Annotated in this window: 1 protein-coding gene; it reads right to left on the bottom strand. The window is 46.1% G+C overall.

What is annotated here, in order from left to right; translation table 11 throughout:
• Window positions 1–232: RelA/SpoT-related domain-containing protein (locus AAEZ00_RS22235; RefSeq protein WP_502959368.1), on the bottom strand; the 232-nt coding region annotated here is incomplete at both ends.

The raw sequence follows: 232 nt of genomic DNA, 5'->3' as shown, positions 1-232 counted from the left end.
GTTTTGGATTTGCAACGTAATCGTCAAACTCACGCGGAATGTGGTGCCAAAGGTCATGCACAACCCCTAACGCGCCATAGCAATCTTGTAATCTTTCGGTGACAATACGGACAGCTCGGACGTCAAAAAGCTCATCAAACTTGAGATCTTTGCCCTTCATTTTTCGCCAAATACTGTAAATGTGCTTAGGGCGGCCGTACACTTTGGCGCGAATATCATCGCTATCTAAACG

The organism is Shewanella sp. S1-49-MNA-CIBAN-0167, assembly GCF_040310145.1.
Classification (GTDB): Bacteria; Pseudomonadota; Gammaproteobacteria; order Enterobacterales; family Shewanellaceae; genus Shewanella; species Shewanella psychromarinicola.
The sequence above is the reverse complement of the archived record's forward strand: the minus strand, read 5'-3'. Positions and strand labels throughout refer to the sequence as shown.